Raw genomic sequence first — 20956 nt, 5'->3', positions numbered from 1 at the left:
GATGAGTCAACAACGACACCCCCTGTTCATGCCGCTGATCTTCGTCGGCGGCCTGATCTTTGGCTTCGGCCTCGGCTTCAGCCACATGGCCCGCCCCGAGGTCGTGCTGAACTTCCTGCAATTCGAGGACTTCGGGCTGCTGTTCGTCATGTTCGGTGCGGCGATCGTCACCGGCATCGCGTTCGCCGTGATGCCTCGAATCAGCGATCGTGCCCCGCTAACCGGCCGGCCATACGGCCGCCGACTGAAGTCCTTCGACCGCAACGTCCTCGTCGGCGGTGCGATCTTCGGCGTCGGCTGGGGGCTCTCGGGAATCTGTCCCGGCGCGGCCTACGCCAGCCTCGGCGTCGGTAACGTCACCATCCTCTGGGCGCTCGCCGGCATGTTCGTCGGTGCCTACGTCCAGGGCTACTGGCGCAGTCAGCGTGCCGCCTCGGAGACGACGCCCGCAGGCGCTGACTGACGGTCCGTTTTTCACCGGTCCAACCGGGCACAGTTCTATTGATTTCGGCTGTCTATCCGACAGCAGATCTGGCTGTGTCGTCTCACTGTCGAGCGCTAGATGAACGCGAGTGGCACCATCACCACCACGCCGACCAGCACGCCACCGACGAGTTCTGGCTTCCCGCCGCGGGGCAACTCCGCACCGATATCCAGCGCCTCGGGGATGAACTCGGTCAGTACGAGGTAGATCATCGCGCCCGCGGCGAACCCGAAGCCAAAGGCGAGGAACTCGCGGGCGATGGTGACGAAGTAGAACGCGATCACGGCCCCGATCGGCTGTGGCAGACTCGAGAAGATCGCCCATCCGACCATTCGCCACTTCGAGACGCCCATCGTTCGGAGTGGGATCGAGATGGCCGTCCCCTCGGGAACGTTGTGGATCGAAATGGCGACCGTCATGAAGATGGCGAGCACCGGCACTGTAAACCCGAGGAACGAGACGCCACCCTCGAGACCGAGGTCTGCGAACGAGACCCCGACGGCGATTCCCTCGGGAAAGCTGTGGACGGTGAGGATGCCGAGGATCAACACGAGTTTCTTGAAGTCGGCTTCCTCGTACTGACGGGGATCGACGTCGGCGTCCACGATGACGCTGTGGGCGACGACGACGAGCAAGACACCGACGGCCATCCCCGCGGCGATGTCGACGATCGACCCTTCGGCCAGCCCCTCCTCGAGCAATCCGAAGACGGAGGCCGAGACCATGATCCCCGACGAAAGTCCCCAGAGAGCGACGTTTCCGCGGTCGCTGATCTCCTCGAAGAAGAAAAACGGGAGGGCACCGACCCCGGTCGCCAGCGCGGTGAGGAGGCCCGCGACGAACACGAGCGTCAGATTCTCGAGGAGGGACACGGCTTTCGACGTGGCTGTTTCTCCCACCAGTACATAAAAGGACGCGAACTGGTGTCCTGCGTACACGAGGGCGGGCGTCCATGCTGGATCTGTCGTCTTCTCTGACGCCCTGTATCGAGTGACCCCGGCGACCGCGTCGTCGAGCAGATGGTCGTGCTCACGAGCGACAACCATAATGGGGATGGTCGGTGTCGACCGCGTATGGAATCGGAACCGGCGGAATTCGACGTTCTCGTGATCGGCTCTGGATCGGGACTCGACGTTGCAAACGCCGCTGCCCGCCGGGGCCAATCGGTCGCGGTCGTCGAGAAGGGTCCGCTCGGGGGAACCTGCCTCAACCGCGGCTGTATTCCCTCCAAAAAGCTCCTCTACCACGCGGAGGTGATGGAAACCGTCGAACGCGCTGACGAGTTCGGTATCGACGTCGAGGTCGGCGACGTCGACTTCGCCGACATCGTCCGCGACGTGACCGACGACGTCGCAGAGAGCGCCGCGTCGATCCACCACGGATTGCAGGCCTCGAGCCAGCACACCCTGCTCGAGGGCGAAGGACGATTCGTCGACGACCGGGAAATCGAGATCGTCGACGGTCCCGACGCTGCAAAGCGCGCTCGAGCCGACACCGTCCTCGTCGCTGCCGGGACCCGACCGGCAATGCCACCGATCGACGGCATCGACGAGGTCGACTATCTGACGAGCACGGAGGCGTTGCAACTCGAGGAACCGCCCGAACGGCTCGTAGTCGTCGGCGGAGGGTACATCGCTGCCGAACTCGCCCACTTCTTCGGGACCTTCGGGAGCGAGGTGTCGATCGTCGGTCGTCGGCCGAACCTGCTCCCGGAGGCCGACGAGGAGGTCGCTGCCGCGTTCACCGACCGATACGCAGACCGGTACGACGTCTACGCCGGATACGAGGCCGTCGCAGCGTCGGAAACCCACGGGGAGGTGACCGTCGAGGCTCGACCGTACCCACCGGCCTGGCACGACCCGGCAGACCGCGATGACGTTTCCGTCAGCGGCGACGCGCTCCTGATCGCTGCGGGACGGCGGCCCAACACCGACCTGCTGAACCTCGAGGCGACTGGCGTCGAGACGGACGCAGACGGATTCGTCGTGACCGACGACTACCTGCGCACCACTGCCGACGGAGTCTGGGCGCTCGGCGACGTCGTCGGCGAGTACCTGCTCAAGCACAACGCGAATCACGAGGCGGCGACCGTCGTGCGGAACCTGTTCGGCGACGACCTCGAACCGGTCGACTACTCGGCGATGCCGTTCGCGGTCTTCGGCTCGCCCGAGGTGGCCGGTGTCGGCGCTCGAGAGCAGGATCTCCGGGAGGACGACCAGGCTTACGCCGTGCGAACCTACCGGTACGAGGACACCGCCCGCGGGAGCGCGATGAAGGCCGAGGGGTTCGTGAAGGTCCTCATCGAGCCGGATGGACGAATCCTCGGCTGTCACGTCGTCGGCCCCGAGGCCTCGAATCTGATCGAGGAGGTCGTCGTCGCCATGACTGCAGGGACGGGGACCGTCTGGGATATCCGCGAATCGGTTCACGTCCATCCTGCGCTCTCGGAGGTCGTCGACCGGGCGTTCGCCGGGCAGTTCGTCCGGCGCGGCGATGAATCACAAAACCACCACCATCATCACGATCACAGCACCGGCGACGATTCCAGCCACGATGACCACGACCACAGTCGGGGCGACGATTCCAGCCACGATGACCACGACCACAGTCGGGGCGACGATTCCAGCCACGACGACCACGACCACGGTAAGTGAGTGATTTCCCCTCGTGAAACAGCACTCGAGTGTCCACTCGCTACTGGGACGGGAGAATCCTCATCGATTCGACCAGTGCGAACCGCCACTGCGACGACGCAGTGTGGCTCACACCGTCGAGAACGACCAGGGCCGGCTCGAGCGCGAAAAACGGGGTCGAGGGCCTGCCCGGTCCCTATCAACGCGGTTACGCCGGCACGACTACGCAGCAGTCTCGGTGTGCTGTTCGATCAGCCCCTCGAGCGTCTGGCGTGGCTGGGCCCCCATCATCCGTTCGACGGGTTCGCCGTCGGCGTAGAGAACGAGCGTCGGCACGCCGCGAGCACCGAGTTGCTGTGCGATCGGCTGGTGGGCGTCGACGTCGACCTTCGCGATCGCGGCGTCGGTTTCGGCCGCGAGCGCCTGAATAGTCGGCTCGAGCATCTTGCAGGGGCCACACCAGTCGGCGTAACAGTCGACGAGGACGACGTCGTGGTCGTCGATCACCTGCTCGAGGTGACCCTGCCCGTCGATCTGGATCGGTGTATCCGGCGTCGATGCGGCATCGTCGTCTCCGGCGAGTGGATCCTCGCCGTTCTCGAGCCGGGCCTCGAGTTCACGCTTCTTCTGTTCGCGAATCCGCTCGCGTTCCTCGTCGAAGGTGTCGCTCATCGTGTGGTGATACGGGCTCGACGACAAAATAGTTTTGCACTTAAGACACAATACAACCGAGAGTCATTCGGACTCGACGGTTATGTCACCGACCTGAGTCGCCTCGTGGTACGTGCAGATGTATGTCACCATTTCCTCTGTCGCAGTGACTCCCTCGAGAGTCGTCTCTTCGCCCTCTTCGGTGACGTCTTCGCTCTGATAGTCGTCGATGATCTCGTCACCGTCGTCGCGGATCTCGAGGTTGTGTGTGACGCCGTCGCCGTTCACCCAGCGGAAATCGTACTCCTGTCCCTCGATGAGTGTGATGGTGGGGTTCTCTTCGTCTTCGATGATCTCGGGTTCGATCCCGACCCACGCCTCGGTTCGACCTTCGAAGTAGAACTCGTCGACGTCCTCCCACTCCTCGAGGTCGACTTCTTCGGGCTCGTCGTCGTCCGGTTCGTCGTCGTCCGGTTCCTCCTCGTCGTCCGGGCACCCCGCGAGGAACGTGAGCCCGGCGGCACTCGCGGCGGTCAACAGTGTTCGCCGATCGATCGACGACGTCCAGCTCATCGACCGATCACCACTGGTCTGATGAACAGTGTGCGGTCAATCTCGAGCGTTCGTGTGATCCACGTCGGAGTGGAAACGGTGTGCATTCGTCCCGATCTGGTCGGTTCGTCCATAGCGGGTTCGAGACGGCAGACGGAGTAAAACGAGACCCCCGTTCCGGCCGGCAAATCAACGGTTGCCCCGGCTTACCGACGGTAAGGACGGGTTGAACCTGGGGCCGTGATGAGGGACAGTTCGATGCGGTTCGATACGACGGCGACGCCGTTCACACGCTCGCCGGCGGAACGAGCATCACGTTTCCGTTCGCCCTGGCAACCAGGTCCTCGGAGACACTCCCGAGCAGGAGCCGGCGGAGTCGGCTGTGGCCTCGCGACCCCACCAGGATCGTCGTCGGCCGGTACTGCTCTTCGGCTGCGAGGATCTCGTCTGCCGGGTCACCCTGCCGGACGTCGGTCCGGGTCTCGATCCCCCACTCTTCGAGCTGGCCAGCGAGTTCGTCGAGGCGGTCTTCCGGATCGTCGTCGGCGAGACCGGGATCTTTCGGCGTCTCGACGTGAACGAGCGTCGCCTCCTTCGTCGCTCCGCGCAGGTACGAAAAGGAGTCGAACGCACGGTCTGCGTTCTCCGAGAAGTCCGTCGCAAAGAGCATTCGCCGGAACAGGTGCTCCCGGAGGACCTCAGGGTCTTCGGCCTCGCGTTCGACCCGGTTTACCAGCAGCGGCGTCACCGTCGTCCGCGCGAGGTTGCGAGCAGTCGAACCGATTACGCGGTTCTCGAGGGGACTCTGTCCGCGCGAGCCGACGATCGTCAACGATGCACCGATCGTCTCGGCGATGCCGCGGATCCGCCGGTGGGGCGTCCCCCGGACGACGTGGCTTTCGACGTCGAATCCGGCGTCCTCGATGACGCGACTGTATCGCTCGAGTCCTCGGCGTCGTCGTTTCTCGAAGTCGATCCCGGGCATGCCCGCGTGGACGTTCGACGGAACGACCGTCACGAGGTGAATCTCCTCGATACCGATTCGGCCGATACACGCGAGACAGGTTTCGCTCTGGATGGTCGCCTCACTCGCCGCCGACAGGTCAGTCGCTACGACCGCTTTCATACGCTCTCTAGGGATCGACGGTATAATATTGTTGGGGTAGTCCAATACCGATACGACGAGAATCACCGCTCTCGTCGACACGGGTCCTCGTTCAGCGCCCGTAAGAGGGAGTCAGTCACCGAGACAGCAGGATACCCAACCAATCAATCGCATCGACCCTGCGTTCGCCGAGTTGCGGATCGGTGGTGGCGCGCCCGCGGATCAACGGGGTCTCGAGGCCCCTTTCGAGTCGACCGCGATATCTGCATAACGTATACAGATATTCTCGTTGGATAGTCGTGAGATACATTGCAGTAATATTGTGCTCCAATCCCAAAAGCGTTATACCGTCGCCGCTGGTAGGAGTGATTGAGTAGAAATCCATGTTCCGCACACAACTGAACACGACAGCAGGGGAGATCGCATGATCGAGTTCGCCACACTCTCCGGACCGGTCCAGGCGACGCTCGTCGTCGGTGCCATCCTGCTACAGGCAGTGATCCTCTACGCCGGATATGGCATCCTCGAACGTATCACCGCACCACTGATCGAAACGATCGTCGAGACATAGATGGAGCTACTGGGACTCAGCCTGCCGCTGCTGGCGCTGTTCGTGAGCTTCGGCTTCATGGTCGGCGTCCTGTTCGGCTTCTTCGGGATGGGTGGCTCGTTCCTGATCACGCCCACCCTGTTGATCCTCGATTATCCCGCATCCGTCGCGATCGGGAGCGGACTGGCGTTTTACTTCGGCACGTCGGTCATCGCCGTGATGAAACACTACGACATCGGGCAGGTCGACTACAAACTCGGCGCGGCGCTGTTCGTCGTGCTCTCGATCGGCATCGAACTCGGGAGCCGGCTCGTCTTCGCTCTCGAGGCGCTGGGGATCGCCAACCTCGTCACGGGGGTCGCCTACGTCGTCCTGCTGGCGGGGATCGGCGCGATCTTCCTCCGCCGGGCGTACAACCTCGAGGACGAGGATGCGGACGACGACGTCGACGACGAGGAGATTCCAGCCGTCGGCCAGAAGATCCAGTCGTACACAATTCCCCCGATGATCTCGCTGGTCTCCGGCGGCCGGGCGTCGCTGTGGACGATTTCGGGGGCTGGCGGTATCGTCGGCCTCGTCTCCGGTCTGATCGGCGTCGGTGGTGGGTTCATGCGGATGCCCACGATCTACTACCTGATCGGGACGCCGCTGACCGTAGCCGTCGGGACGAGCCTGTTCGCCGGGCTGTTCTCCGGCGCGTTCGGCACCTTCACCTACGGGGCCTCCGGCAGCGTCGACCTCGCGGTCGTCTCGCTGCTACTCGTCGGCAGCGCACTGGGCGCACGGATCGGCTCGGCTGCGACGACCGTCGTCGAGGAAGACGACGTCATCGTCTACTTCGGCATCATGATGGTGCTGGCCAGCGCCGGGATCGCACTCAGCGAACTCGCTAACTGGCTCGGCGTCGGCACGCTCGACGTGCTCAGCGTCGTGTTGCTCGTGGGTTCGTCGTTCGCCGTGGCCTCTATCATCCTCTACGAGGTGGTGAAGACGTCGGCTGGCTCACGGCCCACCCAGCCCGCGCCCAACGGTGACGACTGAGCATGACAGGCGCGCGCCAGTATCGCACGCAGACACCGACTGAAATCATTTTCACCGTGGATCGCGGGTGTATTCGACCGTGATGCTCGTCACCGTCATCGCGATCATCCTCGCCCTCGGGGTCGCCTCCCGCGTGCTCGCCGACCGGCTCCGCATCCCGAGCGTCCTCTTCCTGATCTTCGCCGGCATCGCCATCGGCCCCGAGGTCCTCGGGATCGTCTCGAGTGAGACGTTCGGCGGCGGGCTCTCGGCGATGGTCGGCGTGAGCGTCGCGATCATCCTCTTCGAGGGTGGGTATCACCTCCACCTCGAGAAGCTCCGGGAGAGTCCGACGGCGCTGACGAGGCTCATCACGGTCGGTGCGCTGCTGACGTGGCTTGGCACGGCTGGTGCGGTCGTCGTATTCCTCGAGACCAGCCTCGAGGTGGGGCTGTTAGTCGGGGCGCTGTTGATCGCGACCGGCCCGACGGTGATCGGGCCGATCCTGCAGGTCGTCACCGTCAGAGATCACGTGGCCTCGGTCCTCGAGGGCGAGGGCGTGATCAACGACGTGACGGCGGCGATCCTGGTGGTCGTCGTCTTCGAGGTGCTGATCGCCGGCGACGGCGGTCTCACTCACCTCGTTGCGGATTTCGCGTGGCGACTGGGCATCGGTCTCGGCGTCGGCGCGGCAGTCGCAGCCGCCGTCTGGTTGCTCCTCACTCGAGGCTACTCGAGACCCTGTGCAGCCCCGCTGCACGCCCGGTTGATCGTCCTCGCGGGGATCGTCGTCGCCTACGGCGGTGCCGAGTTTCTCGCCAGCGAGACGGGGATCGCTGCGGCCGCGATGGCGGGGTTCGCCCTCGGAAACGTCGATCTGCCGTACCACGAGGAAGTGATCGACTTCCTCGACGACGTCTCCGTGGTGGTTCTCTCGTTCGTCTTCGTCGCGCTGGCCGCGCTGATCGATTTTCAGGACATCATGGCCCTCGGACTGGCCGGAATCGCCATCGTCGTCGCGATCACGATGGTGCTCCGGCCGGCCGTCATCTACCTCTCGACGACCGGCGCGCGATTCACCCGCAACGAGCGACTCTTCCTCTCGGCGGTCGGCCCTCGTGGGATCATTCCCGCCAGCGTCGCGACGCTCTTTGCCGTCGAGTTGCAAGCGCTCGGCCGCCCACAGGAGGCCCAGTTGCTCGCCGGCACCGTCTTTCTGATCATCTTCGCGACGGTCGTCCTCCAGGCCGGCCTCGCTCGACAGATCGCGAACGTACTCGAGGTTTCACCAATGCGCACCATCATCGTCGGCGGGGGACGGGTCGGCCTCTCCCTCGCAGAACGACTCGAACAGGACGGAGAGAACGTACTGCTGGTCGACGCGAACCCGGATGCCGTCGAAAAAGCCCGTAAACGCGGCCTCCGGGCGCTCGAGGGTGACGGCACCGACGCCGCAGTCCTCGAGCAAGCGGGCGTCGACGACGCGAAGACGGTCATCGCGACCACGCCCGACGACGACGTCAACCTGCTGGTCTGCCAGCTCGCCCAGACCACCTTCGACGTCGAGACGGTCGCCTCGCGGGTCAACCAGCCCGAGAACGTCGACGCCTTCGAAGCCCTCGACGTCCACGCGATCGACCTCTCGATGGCCACCGCGTGGTCGCTCGAGAACGTCTTAGAGCGGCCGTCGCTGTCGGCGTGGATGAACGAACTCGGCCGCACCGGTGACGTCCAGGAGATCGAAGTGACGGCGTCGGATCTGGTCGGCAAGACGATCGCGGACGTCAATGCCGAGATTCCAGACGGCTGTATCGTCGGGTTGCTGACCCACCGGGATGGAACGACCGAGGTGCCGACTGGCGACCACCGGCTTCGAGACGGCGACCGGGTCACCTTCCTCGGCGAGACCGACGCCGTCGAGCAGGCTGTCAAACGGTTTCACCCGCACGACTAGTACCGTTCCAGGTGTCGACTGAGGAGTGAACCCGGTCACCCGCGCTCGGTTTCACTCACCAGTTCAGGCCTGGACCGCCACTAGCGGTCGGGCCCTCCCCCGGCATCATCGAGTCGGAACTCGACTCGAATGCAATCTCGAAGCCACGAGACCACCTCGTGAAGACGACGTGCCCACGGGCTTCGCCAGTCGTACCAGAAGAATTTTCAGCCACCCGTCAAGACAACAGGGGTATGTGCGCAAATCCCACAACTGCAGACAAAGCAATGTTCGATCGACCAACGAATCCGGTCAGCTACGTCGCCATCCTCATGGCGCTCATCACTGGCGTGCTCCACCTCGTAGCGGCGACGAACGCCATTCAATTCAGCCAGGTGCTGGGCGTTCTGTTCGTTCTCAACGGGCTCGGATTCATCGGTGGAACGATCGTCTATCTCACTCGCTACTGGCGGCGACCGCTATACCTCGTCGCGGCAATCTACTCGATCGTCACGATTCTCGCTCTCTTCCCAGTCCAGGGCTGGGGTCTCGAGGCGTTCTACATGCAGGGCTCGCTGAACCCACTGGCAGTCATCACGAAAGCTGCCGAGGCAGTTCTCGCCATCTGTGCGCTCTACCTGTACGCGGACGCCTAGACCTTCCCGGGACAGTGGACTCTCAGCCGTGACCGAGCTGGCGCGAGCCCATGCCAGACTGTGCCGTCTCCACGGATGGCTGGGACTCGAGGGCGCTCACAGATGACCCCCGGACACGAGCGACGAGATCCCGGATCGTCACAACGAGTGAATTGAGATTGTACGATATTCACAAAACCCTTTTACCCCCGGGTCTCGTACGGCCCATCAACACATGGCTAACTCGATGGTAGAACAACTCCAGCAGGATATGGAGTGTGAAGGGCTGCTGGAGTGTATCCACGGTCTCAAGCAACTCGACAAGGAGTGTTTCCAGGTGATGGTCGAGAGCGACGAACCGCTGACGATCGACGAGGTTGCAGAACGCGTCGACCGCGAACGATCGACGGCCTACCGGGCCATCCAGCGACTGCTCCAGAGCGGGTTCATCCAGAAAGAGCAGATCAACTACGACCAGGGTGGGTACTACCACGTCTACTACCCGACCGATCCGACCCAGATCGCAAACGACATGCAGCGGATGCTCAACGACTGGTACGCGAAGATGGGGCAACTGATCCAGGAGTTCGAAGACAAGTACGAGCACGTCGACGAGGGGACGGCAGTCGCGGAAGGGTAGGCACGCACACCGCCTGCTCTCGTATAGAACTCGGGTCAGCGGTATCTTCCTCTCTCGTTTCCGTCTGTTCTCTGGCCTTCTCACAGTGCTCGAGCGTTTTCTCCTCCATTAATCGTTCTTGTATTGTGCAACATTTGCAAAACCTTATCGTTCTCAAGCCCCTACGAACAGTACGTACATGGCGAACTCGATGGCCGATCAGCTACGACGGGACATGGTTTGTGAGGGGCTACTCGAGTGCATTCACGGCCTGCGCGGCCTCGATACGACCTGTTACCAGGTGATCGTCAGGAGTGACGGACCGATGACGGTCGACGACGTCGCCGAGCGGGTCGACCGCGAGCGCTCGACGGTCTACCGATCGATCCAGCGACTGCTCCAGAGCGGGTTCGTAGAGAAGACCCAGAAGAACGACGAGGGAGGGGGCTACCACCACGTCTACACGCCCGTTCCGCCGTCGACGATTACTCGTCAGATGCAGCGGACGGTCACTGACCGGTACGCACAGGTGAGCATGCTCATTCAGGAGTTCGAGGATCGGTACGCCGACGCCCCGTCGGTCGATCAGCAGGGCTGACACGTTTGCCGCGCCACGACGTCGTTCGTGAGCGAACAATCGCCGATACCGATCCCCCGTATCACTCGGTTCTGTTGTATTGCAACAACTATGCAAAACCCTTATGTGGGCCACGCCCGTATCCCGCAGTGATGGCAACCGATGCACACGGCGGTTCGAACGGAGCCGCACCGAACGCCCCCGTCCACGTCGACGGCGAGGCCCACCTCGAGGAACTGGTCGACGACCACGACGTCGTCCTCGTCGACTTCTACGCCGACTGGTGTGGCCCCTGCAAGATGCTCGAGCCGGTCCTCGAGGACCTGGCCGGGAAGACCGATGCCGTAATCGCGAAGGTCGACGTCGACGCCCACCAGCTACTCGCCGGCCAGTTCGGCGTCCGCGGCGTCCCGACGCTCGTCCTCTTCGCCGATGGTGAACAGGTCGAACAACACACCGGCGCACTCCCCGGTGACCGCCTCGAACAGTTGCTCGAGCGCTACACGAACTGACAGACCGACGGCTCCGCTACTCCACACCGACACGGCCACCACGGGTCGTCGATCGGCGAGACCGCACTCTCACCGACGACCAGCTGGCTTCATCAGATCGCCTCTTTTCGGCCGGTGATCGATTCCGGATCGAGGCAGAAGTCCTGGAACTCGACGTCCTCACGCGGTTTCTCGAATACTTCGAACCCCGGGATGTCGACGGCCCACAGCCCCTGAACGGCTGCCGACTCCGAGGGCAAGTCAGTGAGTTCCTCGAGACGGCCCGTGGCGACGACGCTCTTCCACTGGTGGCCGTTCTCTCGCTCGGCTCGATCGCTTCCCTCGACGCTCTCCTTTTCGTCTTCCGCTTCGGACGAGACGGGCCCGAAGACGACGAACGAGACGGGATTGTCGATGACCTCGTCTTTCGAACTGGCCGGCGGAAACGAGAGTTTGAAGTAGAACTGTTCGATTTCTGCTGCGTACCCGTACGAGACAGGCAACGATCGTGGCGGTTCGCCCTCGCCCGCCCCAAAGGAGAGGACGCCGGTTCCACCGTCTCCGAGGAACGCATTTCGTTCGTCTTCCGGGAGTGTTACCCATCGAAGTCCCCGCATAGGGGGCCTCCACCACGTCGACGAGGAAAAATCCCCCGTGCGATCTCCGGATCGTTCCACCGTCGTTACACCAGTCGCAGTCGTGGCTGGCAGTCGTTACGTCGCCGTATCGCCGCCGCTCCCGTGTGTCGGCTCCTCGAGCGGCGACATCGCGAGGTAGAGTGCCACGAAGATGATCACGACGTTGACCGCCGAGAGAAATCCGAAGAGGCCGGGTCGACCGAGGCCGTAAGCGATCGTGGGTACCACTGCGAGCAGTCCGATGGCGGCCGCGATCCGTGGAGACAGCTCTTCGAGCATGACACGACGTTCGATATCTGACCCCTTCAATCTATCTTCGAAGCGCTCGAGATCGGGGTGGAAACGCGCTGAAGTGGCTCCTCGCGGTGTATTGCTTGACGACGTAGGTGAAACTGGTCCCAGTTACCAAATCGTGGAGGGCGCTGAAGAACGGAATGCGGTCATCGTCGTGGGCGACCTCGGCGGGATTCGCAAGGACAACGACAAAGGGTGGTACGTCAACGACAGGACCCACAAGATGCCGTTCGCTCGCCTGCTCAACTACATCGAGTACAAAGCCTACGACGCAGGCATCGAGGTGCAGTTAGCTGAATTGAGGCGCTAAGCCCCCTTCCTCAGCGAGCGCTGGAGGCGCGAGCAGGGAGGGGATACAGCGCCGCAAGAGTTTCTTGGGCGAGCGGGTAGCCTGACAACGCTTCTGTACAGCCACTACCGTTAGATAATTTTCTCAAGAAACTATTTGTTCCTCGAGTACGTAGCACCCAGTATGACCGAGACGTGGGACGACGTCAACGAGCAGGTCAAGGCGGGCTGGAAAGACGACACTACACCGTTCGAGCGGGTGTACGAAATCGTCGAACAGACCCACGACGGGCAGTCGGCCGCCGAAATCGCCGACCGGGCCCTCGTGAGCGAGCCGACGGCGCGTCGCCACTGCAAGACCCTCGTGAACACCGGGTTCGCCGAGACAGAACAGGATGGACAAACAACGCTGTACAAGCGCAACAGCGACCGGGTGTTGATGTCCCGGATCCGCGAGCTTCGTGAAGAAGTCAATCGGCCGGAATTGCTCGACAGTATCCAGGACATGAAGGCCGAGATCCGGCGCTACGAGGACCGCTACGACGTGGTGTCACCGGAGGAACTCGCCCAGCAACTCGACGCTGACGAGACGGACGGCTGGGACGATCTTACCGCGTGGCGCACGACGAGGCAGAATCTCGCCGTCGCGCAAGCCGCACTCGCCTACGACGAAGCTAGCCACCAGCTCACCGTATGAAGGGCGACGACCGTGCCGGCGAGTTCGGGCCGATCTATCTGCCGGCACTTCAGCGGATTCGTAACCTGTGGCTCGAACTCGAACCGCTCGTCGACGAAACGGCGTACGACGACGTCGTCGCACCCACGGAACTGCAGATCAGTCTCAGCGACGGCCTTGGAGACGCCGACGCTGCGAGACTCGATATCCAGTGGAGCGAACTGGGAATGTATTCGTTTCATTACGTCGATAGCGACGGCGTCAACTGGCGCTTCGATCGCCACCCGAATACACACTCTCCCGAGATCCACTTTCACCGGCCACCTGAAGCCGCAACAACGGACGCCGAACCGTCCTGTATCGACGTAACCGAGGTGTCACTCGTGACGCGTGCAGTTCATGCAATGTGGCGAGCAGCGTACGAGGATGATGCACTGGATCGGCTGAATAGTGCGTCAAACCCACCGTAAGGATGGATATAACCGAGAACGCAGTTCGGGACATCTGCGCGGACGCAGTCTTCGAACGCGGCGAACGATACCTTGCTGATGGGCGTATCCACAGGATTCACCGCGTCAACAGCACCGTCACCGCCGTCGTGAGCGGTAGCCGTCAGTACGATGTTGGTGTTGACCTCGCCACCGACGGGTTTGCCCCGTGGTGCGACTGTCCGTACGATGGGCCGGGAGCATGCAAGCACGTCGTCGCCGTGTTGCTTCGGTGTGTCGACGACCCACCGGCAGACGAAGGCGATCGACTCGACACCGCACTCGACGGTGCCGACGCCGACGAACTCCGCGCGTTCCTGCGTGACGAACTCGCGACCGATGCGGATCTCCGTGATCGGTTTCTCGCACGCGTTGGCGAGCCGACGAGACAGTCGGTCGACGAGCTTCGCACCGCGATCGACCGACGGTTCGAAGAGACGAACCCTGAGTACCACGTCGTCTTCGAGCCGATCGACTTCACGCAGTGGTTCGATCTCGCGAACGAATACCGCAAACAGGGTCGGTACGCGTCGGCGGCGACCGTCTATCGGGCCCTCGTCGAGTCGCTCGACGACAACATGGAGAGCGTCGACGGGGCCTACGACCACTTTTCGCGTGCGTTCAGTCGGGCACTCGACGGATACGTCGACTGTGTCACGACCGCGGAACGCGACGCTGATGCGGTCACTGACGCCGTCGAATTCCTTGAGGAGCGGATGACATCGGAAACGCCGTTCCTCGCGGAACACTTCGAGAAGGCAGCAGTCGAGTTTCGAGAGAAGCTGGGCGAGCAGTCCGAAGAATAGCTGTGTCGCCCTCGATGACGCCCGCAAGTTCGACGATTGCGAAAATTAGTCGAAGAATACGACACGTCAAAGACCTGCAATCGCTGTGCCTGCGAGGGCGTCCGTGAGACGCAGGGACGTTTTGAGTGTCCCGAGTGTGGGCTGGACGACAACGCGGACAAGAACGGTGCGCTGAATATTGACAAACGAACCTTGGGCAAGTTCTCGAAACCGCTGTCCGAGGCGGGGGCTGTACTGGTACAGCCCGAAACGCAGGTCATCGTCCAACGTGACGACGAACCTGCGAACCTCCCGCTACTCGTGGATTAAACCCCCAGTGGGGGAACCCCACGGCTTTGCAGTAGTTGCTGAAGTGACCAAGTGACGATTGCCGTCGCGGTCGTTGTCTCGATATGGTCGAGACAACTGAGGCAACGCAGGTGACTCGTGCAGCGTCGTCGATGCTGTTTCCAGAACTTGAGTTCGGGATCGCTGCGAACGGCACCTATCCGAGCGAGGACTTCCAGCAAGTCCTCGCTCGGATCGCATTCGACAATGAATTCGCCAATACTGGTGCGAAAGCCTATCAGCTCGCCCGTGGCGACGATATCGCCATTGACGCAACCGCTCGAAATCCGCTCGCACGAGCGCTCCTCTACCATCTACGTGGACTCGACGCGGACGCGGTCGACGATCAGTTCGACCGCGTCCGCGACGCAATCCTCGACGAAGCCGCTCGCAACCGCGTGTTTACCAGGCCAGTAGACGTCGCAATCGACGTTCACGACTGGCTCTATTACGGGGACAAAGAGACTCCTCACGTCTGTACAACGAATCCAGCGCAGGGCACCGATCGCGCGTACAAGTTCGCTACCGTCTGTATCGTCGATCCGAGCGTCCGTTTCACGCTTGGATCGGTAGCCTTGGAGGGCAGCGATACCGACGAGTTGGCGGATGCACTCCGCCAACTCGTCTCAGACGTCCGCGAGTATGTCGAAATCAACCGCCTTTATCTCGATCGTGGCTTCTATCGTGTTCACCTCGCCCTAGCGCTCGAAGAACTCGACGTTGAGTTCCTCATGCGTGCGCCGCAAACACAAAAGGTACAGCAATTTATTGATGACCACGACAGCGACACGTTCATTGCAGAGTACGAGATGGCTCGGTCGAATCCGCCGACGGGCCGAACGACAGTCCGGCTCGTCGTCGTTCCGCATCGAACACGAAATGACGACCACTTCTGTCTGGTTACCAACCGCGATCTCGACGTCGGCACTGACGTCGAGATCGCCCGGCCACTGGCTGAAGCATATCGCCGTCGTTGGGGAATCGAAACGTCCTATCGCAAGATTACGGAGTTTCTCCCGAGAACGTCGTCACCGACGTTCTCAGTACGGCTCTTTTACTTCCTGTTCGCCGTCGCGCTGTACAATCTGTGGGTGTTGACGAACCTGCTCGTGACGTCCCGCCGGGCGGTCGGGACGGATCCAGTCGTCCCGACCGCCCTGTTTCGCGCGTTTCTCGGGCAAATACCGTACGGGTAGCGGTTATCTCGGCGACTGACTCGGGCTGAGCAGCCCGAGTCAGTACGCCCCTCAGTACTGGTAAGACTGGAAGAACAAGGCTGAGGAAACGCTTCGACAGCTGTTACGCTCTCTGGACAGCACTGAGAACGGTTTCACGAAGCCGGAGTTGAGAACGACACTCCAATCCTTGCGGCTTTCCTGATCGAATCAGCAACTACTGTTTGGCCGTGGGAGGATGTCAGGCAGGGTCGTCTTCGTTCGTCGTCGGCCAGAACGCCCAGACGAGGATGGCGAGCGTCGCGACTGCCCCGGCGACGACCGACTCGAGTACCGTCACGTACACGTCGAAGAACGCGAGGACGGTTCGGAGCTCGAGGACGATCACGAACAGAAACGCGAGGACGATGAGGAGGCGAGCGGGTGAGGTACGCATCAGGTGATCAACGCCGTGGCTGTGGCTACTCCGTGCTGGAGCGTCAAGACGGCATCGACTGTCACCGGGTGAGAAGCCAGATCGGTCACGACCGGGAACGGACTGATGTCCGGGCCGAAGAGTCCGCCGCGGGAGACGATGTTCGCGAGCGGGAAGGCGTAGGCGAAGATCACGAGCACGAGTGCGATCGCCACCCAGACGCGAAGGTCGTCGAGGATCCGCGGCGAGTCTTCCGGACCCGAAAGCGCTGGCGGGATAGTTCCGTCGACGATCGGTTCGCTGTCGTTGTTGAACAGCGTGAGGAGCACGATTGCGAGGAACAGGAGCGTCGAGATGAACAGGAGCGTGCCACCGAGTGCGAGCTGAACGTCCAGTTCGGTCACCGAGCCGACGCCGATCTCGTAGTCGAAGGCATACTGGGGCTCTGCCGTTCGACGGGGCATCCCGATCAGCCCGCCGCGGTACATCGAGTTTGTCATGAAGATGATCCCGACGAACCAGAGGACGACCTGAAACAGCGCCACGCTCCGGCCGACGAGCCGGTTGCCGGTCAACTGTGGCAAGAGCCAGTAGGTGCCGGCCATGAACGTCAGCGCGACGGCCGTCCCGACCTGCGTGTGGATGTGTCCCGGAACCCAGAGGGCGTTGTGCACGAGGTAGTTGATGTTCATCCCGGCGTTGACGATACCGGTGAACCCGCCGAAGGCGAACACCAGTCCCGCGAGCGCCATCCCCGTGAACGCTGGATCGCGCCAGGGCAGGGCGGTGAGCCAGCCGAACGTTCCTTCACCCCCGCGCTGGCGCGCCCCGTGTTCCATGCTCGCGACCACGGTGAAGGCGGTCAGCAAGCTGGGCAGGAGCAAGAACATGGTGTTGGTCATCACAATGAACTTGAATCCCTCGGAGATGCCCGGATCCAGGTACTGGTGGTGGATCCCGACCGGCGTCGACAGCAGAATAAAGAGGATGAACACCACTCGAGCGAGCGGGTCGCTGAACAGCCGTCCCCCGGAGAGGTGGGGAAGGACGATGTACCACAGCAGGTACGCTGGCAGCAGCCAGAAGTAAACGACGGGGTGCCCGAAGTACCAGAACAGCGTCCGGGTCAGCGTCGGGTTCAGACTCTCGGTGATTCCGAGCGACCACGGGAGGATGAACGCGAGGATCGCCGTCGCCACGCCGATCGAGGAGATGTACCACATGATCATCGTCGTCAGGACCATGAACGTCGGCAACGGGATCCGCTCGCCGGGATTGTCGCTCTTCCAGGCCCACCAGCTCCGGAACCAGTCGAAACCGGCAAGCCACGTCCCGACGACGAACAGCACCAGCCCCACGTAGAACAGCGGGTGAGCCTGCAACGGCGCGTAGAACGTAAAGAGGACGTCGGCGCTCAACTCCGAACCGAGCACGTCCGGTGGGTCGTCGAGGAACCCGGCGAGGATCGCGATCGCGGCGATAAGCGTCCCGACCGACATCAACCCCAGCCACGTCCACGTCACGCGCATGTCGACGGGTCGTCGACCCAGACTGTCGGTCACCGCCCACTGGTAGAGGCCGACGAGGAAGAAGATTGTAAACGAAATCACGAGGAAGACGCCGTGCCCCGTCAGGATCGTATAGTACGTCGGTGACTCGACGATCCGCAGGATCTCGGTCCGATGAAGCGCCTGCAACACGCCGAACAGTGCTCCGACACCTAACGCGACGAACGCGTTCGTGAACGCGATTCGAACGATGCGAGCCTGATCGGGAAACCGCTCGACGAAGAGGTCGCTCGCGGTATACTCGGTTCCACTCATTCGTCGGCCCCTCCGTCGTCGTCACCGTCCCCGGCTTCGGCCTCGTCTCCCTCGTCTTCCTCGTCGTCCTCGTCTACACCGACGGTCACCGTATCCGACTCCGTCTCGTCGTCGACCGTGACGGTCCAGTCGTGGTCGTCCTCGCCGAGGTCAGCCGCGTCGACCGTGAACGTGACTGTCTCTGCACTCTCGCCCGGAACGGTCACGTCCTCCTCGAGCGTTTCGTCTCCGATCTCGAGGGCGACGGTCGTCTCGAGGTCCTCGAACAGGCCGTTCTCGACTGTGGCGTCGATCTCGAACTCCTCGTCGGGATCGACCTGTTCGGGGGCCTCGACCTCGATGCTGGTGAGGTCGAACTCGTCTTCGGGGTGGACGATCAGCTGGCCTTCCATGTCGTGGTGGCCGGACCCGCAGTACTCGTTGCAGATGACGCCGTACTCGCCCGGTTCCTCGAACTCGACGGTCATCGTCGACACCTCGCCGGGGATGACCATCGTGTTCGTGTTCGTCCCGACGACGGTGAAGCTGTGGATGACGTCCCGAGCAGTGACGTAGAAGGTCACCTCGTTCCCAGCCGGTATCTCGATCGGCTCCGGCCGGAACAGGAAGGTTTGTGCGACGACGTAGGCTTCGTACTCGTTCTCGCCGACCTGTTCGACCCGCGGATCTTCGAACCGATCGTCCTCGTCGATCTCGCCGGGTGGCAGCGCCTCCTCTTCGTCACCGATCATCGTGATCCCGAGCCCGACCGTCCCGTAGGTGATCGTGACGATGAACGCCACGATGAGGACCATCGAACCGGCGAGCCAGAACCGTTCGTAGGTATGTATCTTCATCGGTTTCAGGCCGTGTTCAGGCGACAGCTTACGCGAGCAGCATCGGCGTCGGGTCGTTTCCGAGGAACTCGATGAAGTAGGTGAATCCCCACATCAACAGCAAGATCACGAAGTACAGGACGATCAACGCAAGCGTCCCGACTGGATCGTACTCGTCGTGGTCGATCTCCCGGGTCACATTCCCGTCGGTCATGCGGAAGCCGGATACGACCGACGTCATAAACCCACGGCGTGGTTACCGCTCGAATTGCAGATTACGAGCGGGTAACGGACGATCAACGACGGTTTTCTCACGATCGTGTCGTAACAACTGCACCAACTTACTACTGTTCGACGACACGTCTGGCGGTCGGCTGTGCACTGACGCGCAGTGGCTACGAGAGTTACTCTGCGTCGCGATCGCCCGGGAAAGTCGAACACTGGGTCTGCGATCGAAGGCCGGAACCCACCGGTGAACGATCAGTAACCACGAAGAAACGGTCACCTACTCTGATCGGATTTCGATCCCGCCGCTCATCTCCGCTTCGTGAGTCTCACAGAGGTACTGTTCCATCTCGTCGGTCGCCTGTACGACGATTTCGGTCGTCGCACCCTCCTCGTCCTCGAACGCAGTGGAGACGATCGGTCCCTCGTCGTCCCAGACGGCGAGGTTGTGCGCTTCGCCGTCACCGTTCGTCCAGACGAACTCGTACTCGTGGCCCTCGAGCAGCGCGAGATCGGGGTTCGTCTCCCCGTCGATCACCGCGGGCCGACGCCCGATCCATCCCTCGTCGGTCTCTCCCTCGAGTTCGATCACGTCGACGTCGTCCCACTCCTCGACCCAGCCTTCGTCGTCGGGATCCACGTCGTCGGCATCCGTCAGTGACTCCTGGTCGTCGTCTTCCGGGCCGTCTTCACCCTCGCCCATCCCCTCGGTACAGCCAGCGAGAGCCGCTACGCCTACGGCGCCGCCGACACCGGCGAGTCGTTCGATTACGCTCCGGCGCGTCACTCGAGTCGTGGTTCGTGGCCCCATCGAACGCGCTTGTCGACGCTCGAGCGTCCGTCCGTTGCCGGCACGTGCGGGCGACCGTTCCGACAGCAGTTTGTGACCCGGGGGTGAAGGCTCCGGCATGAACGTCGGGCTCACCGTCGGCGACTCGCTCGAGCGGATGGATCGGACGATCGGCGGCTTCGACTTCGCCGAGTACTCACTCGCAGAGGGCGTCGACACCGACGCGATCGACCGGGACCGTCTGCTGTCGATCCTCGACGCGCACGACGCCGACATCTGTGTCCACCTGCCGTTCAAGCAGGACGTCGTGACTCCCGTTCCGGAGATCAACGAGGCGATCCTCGCCCACCAGCGACGATTGCTCGAGTGGGCCGGGACCGTCGACGCAGAGCGAGCTGTCCTCCACGGTACCGCGCGTAATCCCCACGACACCGATCTCCGACCGCTGTTCGCCGAGCAACTCGAGGCCATCGACGACGCGGCCGCAGCGGCAGGGATCGAACTCGTCGTCGAGAACGTCGGCCACCAGAAGCGCGGACTCCCGCTGACGGTCCTCGGGGACATCGCCCGCGAGACGGGGACGGCAGTCTGTTTCGACGTCGGCCACGCCTACATGGAAGACGGAAACGACGGCGTCGAACGGTTCGCCAAGCGCTACGGCGACCTCGTCACTCACCTCCACGTCCACGACGCCCGCAGCCGCGGCGACACCCACATCCCGATCGGTGCCGGCGAAATCGACTACGAACTGGTCACGGAGCACTTCGAGGGTTTCGACGGCACCGTCGCCGTCGAGGTGTTCACCGAGGACCTCGAGTTGCTCCGCGATACGGCCGATCGGGCTCGGCGGGCACTCGAGGGGGACGACTCCTCCCGGTAATCGCTGCTCGTCGATCGCTGACCCACTGGGAGGTGTCACACGAGGTGCAGGTGTGGTGCGGTCATT

Annotated in this window: 25 protein-coding genes and 2 pseudogenes; 16 read left to right on the top strand and 11 right to left on the bottom strand. The window is 62.6% G+C overall.

Annotated elements, in window-relative coordinates:
* Position 1 precedes the first annotated feature (1 nt).
* The gene (locus B1756_RS15795) at positions 2–463 is read left to right on the top strand and encodes a YeeE/YedE family protein (RefSeq protein WP_086889422.1); all 462 of its coding nucleotides are present in this window, start codon (positions 2–4) and stop codon (positions 461–463) included.
* A gap of 95 nt (positions 464–558) precedes the next feature.
* On the opposite strand, the gene B1756_RS15790 is transcribed toward B1756_RS15795, so the two are convergent.
* The gene (locus tag B1756_RS15790) at positions 559–1356 is read right to left on the bottom strand and encodes a ZIP family metal transporter (RefSeq protein ID WP_086890222.1); all 798 of its coding nucleotides are present in this window, start codon (positions 1354–1356) and stop codon (positions 559–561) included.
* 201 nt (positions 1357–1557) lie between these two features.
* Here B1756_RS15790 and B1756_RS15785 point away from each other — a divergent pair, with 201 nt between their 5' ends.
* Positions 1558–3138, top strand: a complete 1581-nt coding sequence (locus B1756_RS15785) for a dihydrolipoyl dehydrogenase (RefSeq protein ID WP_086889421.1) — start codon at positions 1558–1560, stop codon at positions 3136–3138.
* Between the two features lie 201 nt (positions 3139–3339).
* On the opposite strand, the gene B1756_RS15780 is transcribed toward B1756_RS15785, so the two are convergent.
* The 3 genes from B1756_RS15780 to B1756_RS15770 all read right to left on the bottom strand — a co-directional run bounded on the left by B1756_RS15780 (position 3340) and on the right by B1756_RS15770 (position 5446).
* The gene (locus B1756_RS15780) at positions 3340–3789 is read right to left on the bottom strand and encodes a thioredoxin family protein (protein ID WP_086889420.1); all 450 of its coding nucleotides are present in this window, start codon (positions 3787–3789) and stop codon (positions 3340–3342) included.
* A gap of 63 nt (positions 3790–3852) precedes the next feature.
* Entirely contained in the window at positions 3853–4341 is a 489-nt protein-coding gene (locus B1756_RS15775) for a cupredoxin domain-containing protein (RefSeq protein WP_086889419.1), read from the bottom strand.
* A gap of 265 nt (positions 4342–4606) precedes the next feature.
* Positions 4607–5446, bottom strand: a complete 840-nt coding sequence (locus B1756_RS15770; RefSeq protein WP_086889418.1) for a universal stress protein — start codon at positions 5444–5446, stop codon at positions 4607–4609.
* A gap of 403 nt (positions 5447–5849) precedes the next feature.
* Here B1756_RS15770 and B1756_RS19705 point away from each other — a divergent pair, with 403 nt between their 5' ends.
* The 7 genes from B1756_RS19705 (at position 5850) to trxA (ending at position 11271) form a co-directional block, all read left to right on the top strand.
* Complete coding sequence (locus B1756_RS19705) at positions 5850–5996, top strand: DUF7512 family protein (RefSeq protein ID WP_186336471.1); 147 nt, start codon at positions 5850–5852, stop codon at positions 5994–5996.
* Positions 5997–7016: a sulfite exporter TauE/SafE family protein gene (locus tag B1756_RS15760; protein ID WP_086889416.1), complete on the top strand. Its 1020-nt coding sequence runs from the start codon at positions 5997–5999 to the stop codon at positions 7014–7016.
* Positions 7017–7098: 82 nt separating this feature from the next.
* On the top strand, positions 7099–8949 hold the full coding sequence (locus B1756_RS15755; RefSeq protein ID WP_086889415.1) for a cation:proton antiporter domain-containing protein: 1851 nt from the start codon (positions 7099–7101) through the stop codon (positions 8947–8949).
* 233 nt (positions 8950–9182) lie between these two features.
* On the top strand, positions 9183–9584 hold the full coding sequence (locus B1756_RS15750; protein WP_086889414.1) for a DUF7475 family protein: 402 nt from the start codon (positions 9183–9185) through the stop codon (positions 9582–9584).
* 214 nt (positions 9585–9798) lie between these two features.
* Complete coding sequence (locus B1756_RS15745; protein ID WP_086889413.1) at positions 9799–10203, top strand: helix-turn-helix domain-containing protein; 405 nt, start codon at positions 9799–9801, stop codon at positions 10201–10203.
* A 178-nt stretch (positions 10204–10381) separates the two neighbouring features.
* Positions 10382–10780, top strand: a complete 399-nt coding sequence (locus tag B1756_RS15740) for a helix-turn-helix domain-containing protein (RefSeq protein ID WP_086889412.1) — start codon at positions 10382–10384, stop codon at positions 10778–10780.
* A gap of 131 nt (positions 10781–10911) precedes the next feature.
* The gene (trxA, locus tag B1756_RS15735) at positions 10912–11271 is read left to right on the top strand and encodes a thioredoxin (RefSeq protein WP_086889411.1); all 360 of its coding nucleotides are present in this window, start codon (positions 10912–10914) and stop codon (positions 11269–11271) included.
* A gap of 92 nt (positions 11272–11363) precedes the next feature.
* Here the strand turns inward: trxA and B1756_RS15730 are convergent, their stop codons facing one another.
* Both B1756_RS15730 and B1756_RS15725 read right to left on the bottom strand, forming a co-directional pair.
* Positions 11364–11867, bottom strand: a complete 504-nt coding sequence (locus tag B1756_RS15730; protein WP_086889410.1) for a pyridoxamine 5'-phosphate oxidase family protein — start codon at positions 11865–11867, stop codon at positions 11364–11366.
* Between the two features lie 96 nt (positions 11868–11963).
* Positions 11964–12167, bottom strand: coding sequence for a DUF8131 family protein (locus B1756_RS15725; RefSeq protein WP_086889409.1), 204 nt, complete (start codon positions 12165–12167; stop codon positions 11964–11966).
* 127 nt (positions 12168–12294) lie between these two features.
* On the opposite strand from B1756_RS15725, the pseudogene B1756_RS20080 reads away from it, so the two are divergent.
* The 6 genes and pseudogenes from B1756_RS20080 to B1756_RS15695 form a co-directional block, all read left to right on the top strand.
* A pseudogene (locus B1756_RS20080) lies at positions 12295–12480 on the top strand (IS200/IS605 family accessory protein TnpB-related protein); the annotation flags it as partial.
* Positions 12481–12654: 174 nt separating this feature from the next.
* Entirely contained in the window at positions 12655–13167 is a 513-nt protein-coding gene (locus B1756_RS15715; RefSeq protein WP_086889408.1) for a winged helix-turn-helix domain-containing protein, read from the top strand.
* Positions 13164–13616, top strand: coding sequence for a toxin-antitoxin system TumE family protein (locus B1756_RS15710; RefSeq protein ID WP_086889407.1), 453 nt, complete (start codon positions 13164–13166; stop codon positions 13614–13616). The genes B1756_RS15715 and B1756_RS15710 overlap by 4 nt, the downstream gene beginning before the upstream one ends.
* A 2-nt stretch (positions 13617–13618) precedes the next feature.
* Complete coding sequence (locus tag B1756_RS15705; protein ID WP_086889406.1) at positions 13619–14440, top strand: SWIM zinc finger family protein; 822 nt, start codon at positions 13619–13621, stop codon at positions 14438–14440.
* A 42-nt stretch (positions 14441–14482) separates the two neighbouring features.
* Positions 14483–14749 (top strand): annotated as a pseudogene (locus B1756_RS15700) (zinc ribbon domain-containing protein); the annotation flags it as partial.
* 83 nt (positions 14750–14832) lie between these two features.
* Positions 14833–15963 carry a transposase gene (locus B1756_RS15695; RefSeq protein ID WP_120649689.1) on the top strand — a complete coding sequence of 377 codons (1131 nt, stop codon included), beginning with the start codon at positions 14833–14835 and terminating at the stop codon, positions 15961–15963.
* 220 nt (positions 15964–16183) lie between these two features.
* Here the strand turns inward: B1756_RS15695 and B1756_RS15690 are convergent, their stop codons facing one another.
* The 5 genes from B1756_RS15690 to B1756_RS15670 form a co-directional block, all read right to left on the bottom strand.
* Positions 16184–16378, bottom strand: coding sequence for a CbaC protein (locus B1756_RS15690; RefSeq protein WP_086889405.1), 195 nt, complete (start codon positions 16376–16378; stop codon positions 16184–16186).
* On the bottom strand, positions 16378–18180 hold the full coding sequence (locus tag B1756_RS15685; protein ID WP_086889404.1) for a b(o/a)3-type cytochrome-c oxidase subunit 1: 1803 nt from the start codon (positions 18178–18180) through the stop codon (positions 16378–16380). The genes B1756_RS15690 and B1756_RS15685 overlap by 1 nt, the downstream gene beginning before the upstream one ends.
* Complete coding sequence (locus B1756_RS15680; RefSeq protein ID WP_086889403.1) at positions 18177–19016, bottom strand: cytochrome c oxidase subunit II; 840 nt, start codon at positions 19014–19016, stop codon at positions 18177–18179. The genes B1756_RS15685 and B1756_RS15680 overlap by 4 nt, the downstream gene beginning before the upstream one ends.
* Positions 19017–19044: 28 nt before the next feature.
* Positions 19045–19209, bottom strand: a complete 165-nt coding sequence (locus B1756_RS15675; RefSeq protein WP_086890221.1) for a cytochrome oxidase — start codon at positions 19207–19209, stop codon at positions 19045–19047.
* A 291-nt stretch (positions 19210–19500) separates the two neighbouring features.
* On the bottom strand, positions 19501–20031 hold the full coding sequence (locus tag B1756_RS15670; RefSeq protein WP_086889402.1) for a hypothetical protein: 531 nt from the start codon (positions 20029–20031) through the stop codon (positions 19501–19503).
* A 97-nt stretch (positions 20032–20128) separates the two neighbouring features.
* Between B1756_RS15670 and B1756_RS15665 the strand changes: the two genes are divergently transcribed.
* The gene (locus tag B1756_RS15665) at positions 20129–20890 is read left to right on the top strand and encodes a sugar phosphate isomerase/epimerase family protein (protein ID WP_086889401.1); all 762 of its coding nucleotides are present in this window, start codon (positions 20129–20131) and stop codon (positions 20888–20890) included.
* Positions 20891–20956 lie beyond the last annotated feature (66 nt).

The sequence above is a fragment of the Natrarchaeobaculum aegyptiacum genome (genome assembly GCF_002156705.1).
In the GTDB taxonomy this organism is placed as follows: Archaea; Halobacteriota; Halobacteria; order Halobacteriales; family Natrialbaceae; genus Natrarchaeobaculum; species Natrarchaeobaculum aegyptiacum.
The sequence above is the reverse complement of the archived record's forward strand: the minus strand, read 5'-3'. Positions and strand labels throughout refer to the sequence as shown.